This is a genomic window from Chitinophaga sp. (assembly GCF_036569125.1).
Taxonomy (GTDB): Bacteria; Bacteroidota; Bacteroidia; order Chitinophagales; family Chitinophagaceae; genus Chitinophaga.
This window is the reverse complement of the sequence record NZ_DATCRF010000491.1, coordinates 1-7,228: the sequence shown is the minus strand read 5'-3', so window position 1 is coordinate 7,228 and position 7,228 is coordinate 1. Positions and strand designations below refer to the sequence as shown.

Sequence of the window (7,228 nt, the reverse complement as noted above, 5' to 3'; positions counted from 1 at the left end):
TAGCTTTCATCCTTGGTAGTACCGGTACCTACCCTGCCCTTTCCGTTAATGGTACCGCGGTAGTCGCCGTAGCGGGTGGTGTCGGTGATCAGCGGCAGGCGCGGGTCAAATACGCCAAAGGTGCTGTCGTTCATCGCAGCTACATAGTGTGTGCTTAACCAGCCATCCAGCAAGGCCTGCGTATTGTTGTAAGCGGCCTGGTTCCAGGGGCTGCGCGACTGAAATTGCGTAAGCTGCGCATCATTGTTATTGCCGGTGTATGCACTGCCCAGGGCTGCCAGCACTGCTGCCGGATCATAATCAGCGGTTTTGGTAATGCGGTTCAGCAGGCGTGCTTTTAATGCATACCCGGTTCTTCTCCAGGCTGCAGTATCGCCATGATGCAGCAGATCGCGGGTAGCATCCAGCAGGATCTTGGGATCGGTTTTATTCAGATCGGCCAGGCCGGCATCTATCAGCGACAGGCAGGATTGGTATACTGCTTTATCGGCATCATAATGCGGTTGAATAAAATTTCCGCTCAGCGCTTCCGAATAAGGTACTGATCCAAAGAGGGAGTTCATGATGCTGAGGTTCAGCGCCATCATAATTTTAGCAGCGCCGGCATGCCCGTATGCGCCTACAGAATCGGCCTGTTTAATAAGATCATACAGATCGGCCATGGTGTTATAAGTGGCTTCCCAGGTGCCGCTGTAATCTACTTCATCATACGTATCTGTGCTGCTGGCTGTGTTGGGAGAAGCCAGGTATTGCACAAAATAAGAGGTGAAATCGCCTGTACGGTATACCGTATAGGCGGTATTATAGGTAGTGCTGCCCAGCAAACCGTTGAGGGGCGCAGTTTCCGATATGTTTGGATTTTTGTTTACATCCAGGTATTTCTTACACCCTGTTATTATAAACAGGCTGCAGCAAATAACGGCTATGATCAATCTTTTCATAATGCAGCGCTTTAAAAGGTAACGTTGATACTGGCTAAGAAACTCCGTACTGCCGGATAAGTGAACCCGGCAAATGCATCGGCATTGCTGCTGGCATTAAAGGAGCTGGATTCCGGATCAAAACCAGTGAATTTGGTATGCAGCCACAGGTTATTACCGGTGAGGGTAATATTGGCGCCGCTGATGAAATGTGTTTTAGACAGCAGTTTAGATGGCAGCTGATAAGAGAGGCTTACATTACGCAAACGTACCCACGAAGCATCTTCTATAAACGCCTCTGTTACCCCTCTGTATATACGGCGGTAGTAACCATCCCCATAGTCCTTACCATCGGGACCTAACTTTTGTCCCAGGTACACAGGTATGTTATTGGGCTTTCCATCTGAAAACACACCATCAAAGGTTTTCATCTGGTCACGGTTCTCCGTTATTTTGGAAGCGCCGAAAGCTGCCAGGAAGTTGGCAAACTGGTTATACTTCTGCACGCCCTGCCTTACATCAAACAAAAAGGAAAAGCTGAATGCTTTATATGTAAAGGAGTTGGAAATGCTGCCGATCCACTTGGGTTGTGAATTGCCCAGGTATTTCTGATTGGTATTGATCACCGGGAAGCCTGCCGCTGAACCGCTGCTCTGGATCAGGATGGGCCGGCTTTTATCGATCAGTAAGGGATCTTCCGTGGCATCACCATAATACCGGGCATAGCTTCTGCCAAAGATGGCGCCTACCGGGTAATCTACAATATACTTCATAGTAGCGGTAGAGCTGGCATAACCAAATTGGGAGCCTACCACAACTTCTGTTACACCCTCTTTTAAAGCAAGTACCTTGTTACGGTTAGCAGAAAAGTTCACCCTTACATCCCAGTTAAAATCTTTTGTTTTAACCGGCGTTCCATTCAGGGATATTTCCACGCCCCTGTTCCGGATAGAACCCGCATTGGTATAAAAGGTTTCATAACCGGAGCTGGAAGGAATAGGAATGCTCATCAACAGGTTTGTACTTTTGGAAGTGTACCAGGTAAAGTCAATGCCTATACGGTTTTTCAGGAACTTTAATTCGGTACCAGCTTCAAAGGTATTGGTGAACTCCGGCTTCAGGTCCGGGTCAGTTTTAATATCGGCTCTTGTCCAGCCAATAATGCTGTTATCAATAGGCCCATCGGGCAGCGTTTCGTAACCGGAAGTAAGCTTTTGAGTTGCGGCGTCCTTCCCTATTCTTGCCCAGGAAGCGCGGATCTTACCATAGCTCAGGATATTGTCCTGCATCTTAAAATGATCCGTAAATACATAACCTGCACTTACGGAAGGATAAAAGAAATGGTTGTGACCAGATGGCAGTGTAGACGTGAAATCTTCCCGGCCCGTGAGTGTCAGGTACAGGTAATTGTCCCAGCTCAGCGTCCAGTCCGCAAACACGCCAATAATACGGTATTTGTCATTAAACTGCCGTCCTACTACCCGCTTGGCATTCTGCATTACCAGCAGGTCCGGGATATCCAGTGTATCGCCTTCGGTAGCTACCCGTTTCAGCTTATACTCATACAGGTCATGGCCCAGCTTCAGGTCTGATGTTAAACGGGGTGTGATGTTATTTTTCAGGTTGGCAATAAAGGTGCTGTTAAGTATGCGTTTATTGGTTTGGTATTCATGTACAAAACCGGGACCGGCATCACCGTTGGGTACTTCATCGGCCAGGCCTTTAGGGCCTGCGGCGGTAAAGGTTCTGCCATCTGTATAAAAATCAGTGCCCACGCGATAAATCAGGTCCAGCCATTTGAATGGCGAATAGGTGGCGTTTACGTTGCCGATCACACGGTTCACATTGTCCACAAAACGGTTGTGGTACAAGGTGTACATGGGGTTGTCTGTACCGGCGCTATAGGTCTTTTGTGTACCGTCCGGCTTAATATAATCCGCCACATCCCAGCGCGGCGACCAGTAGATCAGTTGTTCGCCATAACGGTCTGCATTGATGCGGGTGCCGCCGGAATTAATATAGTTCAGGGATGCACCTACCTTGAATTTTTCGCTGAAGCGCAGCTCACCGTTTAATTTGGCGGAGTAATTCTTATAATCACTGAAAGGTATCACTCCATCCTGGTCCAGTTGTGAAAAGGATGCGGCAAACACTGCTTTTTCCGTACCACCGCTCAGGTTCAGGGTATTTCGTACCTGCTTGCCCGTACGGTAAGCCTGTTTGTAATTATTAAAGAGCTGTGCAGGATGTGTAGGATCCAGCTGTTTAGCCTGTTCTACGGTAGGACCCCAGGAAGGCCAGAAGCTGGCCGGGTCATACACGCCCTGGTAACCTTGTGAAAAACGGGTTTGTACGTCCGGCGTTTTGTTCACATTATCAAATCCGTAAGTAGAGGTAAGACTTACTGTTAAACGCCCTGCTTTGCCGGATTTGGTGGTGATAATCACTGCGCCATTAGCTGCACGCAAACCATATAAAGCCGTAGCTGCGCCGCCACGTAAAATGGAAATGCTTTCCACATCATCCGGGTTGATATCTGCTGCACGGTTGCTCATGCCACGGGTATCATCCACACCAGCGCTGGTGTAGGTATCATTGTCCATGGGAATACCATCTATAACAAATATAGGTTGGTTGGATTTACCAGGATCCAGTGAGTTCATGCCCCGGATAATGATCCTGGAACCCTGGCCTGGCGCGCCGCCTGTGCTGGAGATCTGCACACCGGCTACCTTACCCTGTAAGGCATTTACTACGTTGGTTTGTTTGGAAGTAACGAGTTCTGCCCCGCCTACGTCCTGCACGGCATAACCCAATGCGCGTTTCTCTTTTTTAATGCCCAGCGCTGTTACCACTACCTGTTCCAGGTTACGGGTGTCGGCCTGCAGCACTACCTGCACGCTGGACCGGCCGTTTAACGGCACCTCCTGTTTTAAATAACCTACAAAGCTAAATACCAGTGTGGCATTTGTGTTGGGAACTGTGAGGCTGAAGCTCCCATCTGGTGCAGAAGTGGCGCCGGTGGTGCCGCCTTTTACCTGGATGGTTACTCCCGGGAGGGGCTGGCCTCCGTCTGATGCTGTTACGCTACCGCGTATTACCGGGTTTTGTGCCTTTAGCAAAACAGGCAGCAAGCAACAGCACAGCATGATGCACGCGAAGATTTTTTTCATGTTGCGCGGTTTAGAATTGGTTGATGTAAGATGTAATTAAATATACGAAAAACGGTCTACAGGTCCACGGTCTACAGACGGCAGTTTACGGATCACGGTTAGCTTCCGTAAACCTGAGTACGCTATGTCTTTAGTTATTTGATATACATGATCTCCCCTGTCTGGTAGAATAACTTTGGCTGATAATTAAGGTAAATGCAGCGCTGCTCTTTAATCGTATTTGCCTACTTTTTCTTCCATGGTCACATCATCATCCTTACGGATCTGCATTTTAATATACACCAGCAGCTGCGAGGCGCCTGCTTTAAAACACACTTCCTGCGCTCTGCGGGCAATATCCATCAGCTGATCATACGGGCCTTCCATCACGGTTTCAAAAGGGCATACGCGGTAAGGCACACCGGAGGCCTGTATCACCGCAATAGCTTCGTCTACAACGGCATATACTTTTTCGCTGGCTACCTGCGGAATGATCTGTAATGCCAAATTAATCTTGTGAGAATGCATGTGTAAGTTTTATGCAATAGTTTCCTTTGTATGCTTTATGCAAAATAATCAATGATCGCCGAAATTCATAGTTTTATTGGCAGAAAGCGGAAAGCGGAAAGCGGAAAGCGGAAAGCATAAAGCGGAAAGCCTTCTTGCCTTACGATCTGTGAACAACAGTCTACTTCTTCCACTTCACCTCATACAGATCCCGGCGCATATCTTTTTTTGTATGCACGCTGCCAAAAGCATTCAGCTCTTTCAGCAGCACCAGGTCTACATCCGCCACCACGATCATTTCCGTATTGGGCGTGGCATCGGCCTTTATACCGGTTACGGGAAATGCAAAGTCAGAAGGAGTGAATACTGCGCTTTGCGCATATTGCAGGTCCATATTATTTACTTTGGGCAGGTTGCCTACGCAGCCGGCAATGGCTACATAACATTCCATTTCCACTGCACGCGCCTGCGCGCAGAAACGTACACGGTTATACGCATGCTGCGTATCTGTGAGGAAGGGTACAAATAAGATCTGCATACCCTGTTCTGCCAGTATGCGGCTGGGTTCGGGAAACTCTACATCATAACAGATCTGTATGCCTATTTTACCGCAATCTGTATCAAATACCTTTAGCTCCTGCCCTCCTTTTACGCCCCAGGCAAATACTTCGCTGGGCGTGGGGTGTATCTTAATGTAATGGTCGTAGGTACCATCGCGGCGGCACAGGTAGCAAATATTATACAGCTGCTCATCTATTACAATGGGCATGCTGCCGCCAATAATGTTTACGTTGTATGATACTGCATGGCGTACAAATTCATCGCGGATCTGCTCCGTATAACGGGCTACGCCGCGTATGGCGCCGGCGGGATCCAGCTGGTTAAACTCCGCCATGAGCGGGGCATTGAACAGCTCCGGGAATACAACAAAATCGGATCCGTAATCGCTTACGGCATCAATAAAATATTCCACCTGCTCCAGGAAGCCGTCCAGGTTACGGTAATCACGCATTTGCCATTGCACCAGGCCAATACGCACGGTGGATTTGTTGTAACGTACCGTATCGGCATCCTTCTCATAATAGATATTGTACCATTGCAGCAGGGTGGCAAATCCTTTGGATGATTCATCATGCGGCAGGTAGTTGCGCAGTATTTTCTTCACCAGAAAATCGTTGGAGAACTGGAAGGTAAGCGTAGGATCGTACAGCTCTTTGTCCTGCACTTTTTCAATGTATTCACGCGGCGACATTTCATCTGCATACTTTTCATAGTTGGGAATGCGGCCGCCGGCCACAATACCGCGCAGGTTCAGCCTTTCGCACAACGTTTTACGTGCATCGTACAGGCGCCGCGCCAGGCGCTTGCCCCGGTAGTCGGGGTGCACAAATATTTCTATGCCATACAGGATATCCCCTTTGGGATCATGTGTGTTAAAGGTGTAGTAACCCGTGATCTGCTCATAGGTATGCTCATCGCCAAACTTACCATAGTTCACAATAATAGATAATGCGCAGCCTACCACCTTATTGTTTACGGTGATGGCTATCTGCCCTTCGGGGAACAGGCTGATAAGCCGGCTGATGGTGGGTTCCCGCCAATAGCTGCCTGCCATATCCGGGTAGGCGGATACCATGGATTCTTTGAGGTCAAAATAATCTTCTGCTGTTAACAACCGTATGTCTATTGTTTCTGTCATGGCCGTAAATTTGGGAGGATCACAAAAAAAATTGTTACTTTTAGCTCTCAATAAATATACCCAAAAGACTCCAATAACCCTTAAATACAATCCCTATTTGACACATTAAACCCTCATAATACCTTAAATCCAATCTATGACTATGCAACTTTACCCCTTCCAACGAATGACGTGGATCATGGCGGCATTGTTATGCCTGCTGTTCCCACGCAGCTATGCACAACAGGTGTATACCAACAGCCAGACCAATGGCGTTACCGGCTTATGTTTTTCATGCAGTGTTACTAACCCCGGCAACGCGGTGAACAACAGTAACCTGGATGATTATGCGCAGCTAAATATGGGCACAGGGCTGGGCACTGTAACGATGTACCAAACCCTCATCTTTCCATCGGCCAGCAACAGCTGTGATTCACTGGTAATAGGCATTGGCGCCAGCGGCAGTCCGGCGGATAACCCGTATACCAGCGTTACCGTGCAAACGTATAACGGTAATACGGCCAATAATGATGCACAAACAGTGGACGACAATATGCTGCGGCAGCTGCAGGGCTATGGGCAGGCAGAGGTGCTGCTGAAACCCCAGCAGACCTTTGACCGTGTACGTGTTACGCTTACCCGGCAGGGATCCGGCTCATTAAGTAACCTGCGCATTTTTTATGCATACCGTCAACCCGGCCTGCTGCCGCCTGCAGTAGATGTTACCCAGGTAAGCGCCTGCCAGGGCAGCACCATTACCCTGCATGCATATACGAATGATCCGCAGACGGCTATTAACTGGTACGATGCGCCCTCCGGCGGGAACCTGCTATATACCGGCGATTATTTTACATTGCAGGCCGACAGCACCACAACCTATTACGTTACCTCGCAGGCGCAATGTGAATTTCCGCAACGAATAGCCGTAACAGTGACCACCACTCCCCGGCCGCCGGCGCCTGTATTGGGTG

General features: G+C 48.8%; 5 protein-coding genes. 1 reads left to right on the top strand and 4 read right to left on the bottom strand.

Going from position 1 to position 7,228, the window contains the following annotated elements:
• The 4 genes from VIM87_RS18480 to VIM87_RS18465 all read right to left on the bottom strand — a co-directional run.
• The coding region (locus tag VIM87_RS18480) for a SusD/RagB family nutrient-binding outer membrane lipoprotein (protein ID WP_331998425.1) at positions 1 to 941 on the bottom strand (941 nt) is incomplete at its 3' end.
• A gap of 11 nt (positions 942 to 952) precedes the next feature.
• Positions 953 to 4,093, bottom strand: coding sequence for a SusC/RagA family TonB-linked outer membrane protein (locus VIM87_RS18475; RefSeq protein ID WP_331998424.1), 3,141 nt, complete (start codon positions 4,091 to 4,093; stop codon positions 953 to 955).
• A 210-nt stretch (positions 4,094 to 4,303) separates the two neighbouring features.
• The gene (locus VIM87_RS18470) at positions 4,304 to 4,600 is read right to left on the bottom strand and encodes a thiamine-binding protein (protein ID WP_331998423.1); all 297 of its coding nucleotides are present in this window, start codon (positions 4,598 to 4,600) and stop codon (positions 4,304 to 4,306) included.
• A gap of 160 nt (positions 4,601 to 4,760) precedes the next feature.
• Complete coding sequence (locus VIM87_RS18465; RefSeq protein WP_331998422.1) at positions 4,761 to 6,278, bottom strand: GNAT family N-acetyltransferase; 1,518 nt, start codon at positions 6,276 to 6,278, stop codon at positions 4,761 to 4,763.
• A 136-nt stretch (positions 6,279 to 6,414) separates the two neighbouring features.
• Here VIM87_RS18465 and VIM87_RS18460 point away from each other — a divergent pair.
• The coding region (locus tag VIM87_RS18460) for a hypothetical protein (protein ID WP_331998421.1) at positions 6,415 to 7,228 on the top strand (814 nt) is incomplete at its 3' end.

Coding starts and splice junctions, on each gene's coding strand:
- VIM87_RS18470 (WP_331998423.1), bottom strand. CDS start 4,600: ATGCATTCTCACAAGATTAATTTGGCATTACAGATCATTCCGCAGGTA.
- VIM87_RS18465 (WP_331998422.1), bottom strand. CDS start 6,278: ATGACAGAAACAATAGACATACGGTTGTTAACAGCAGAAGATTATTTT.
- VIM87_RS18475 (WP_331998424.1), bottom strand. CDS start 4,093: ATGAAAAAAATCTTCGCGTGCATCATGCTGTGCTGTTGCTTGCTGCCT.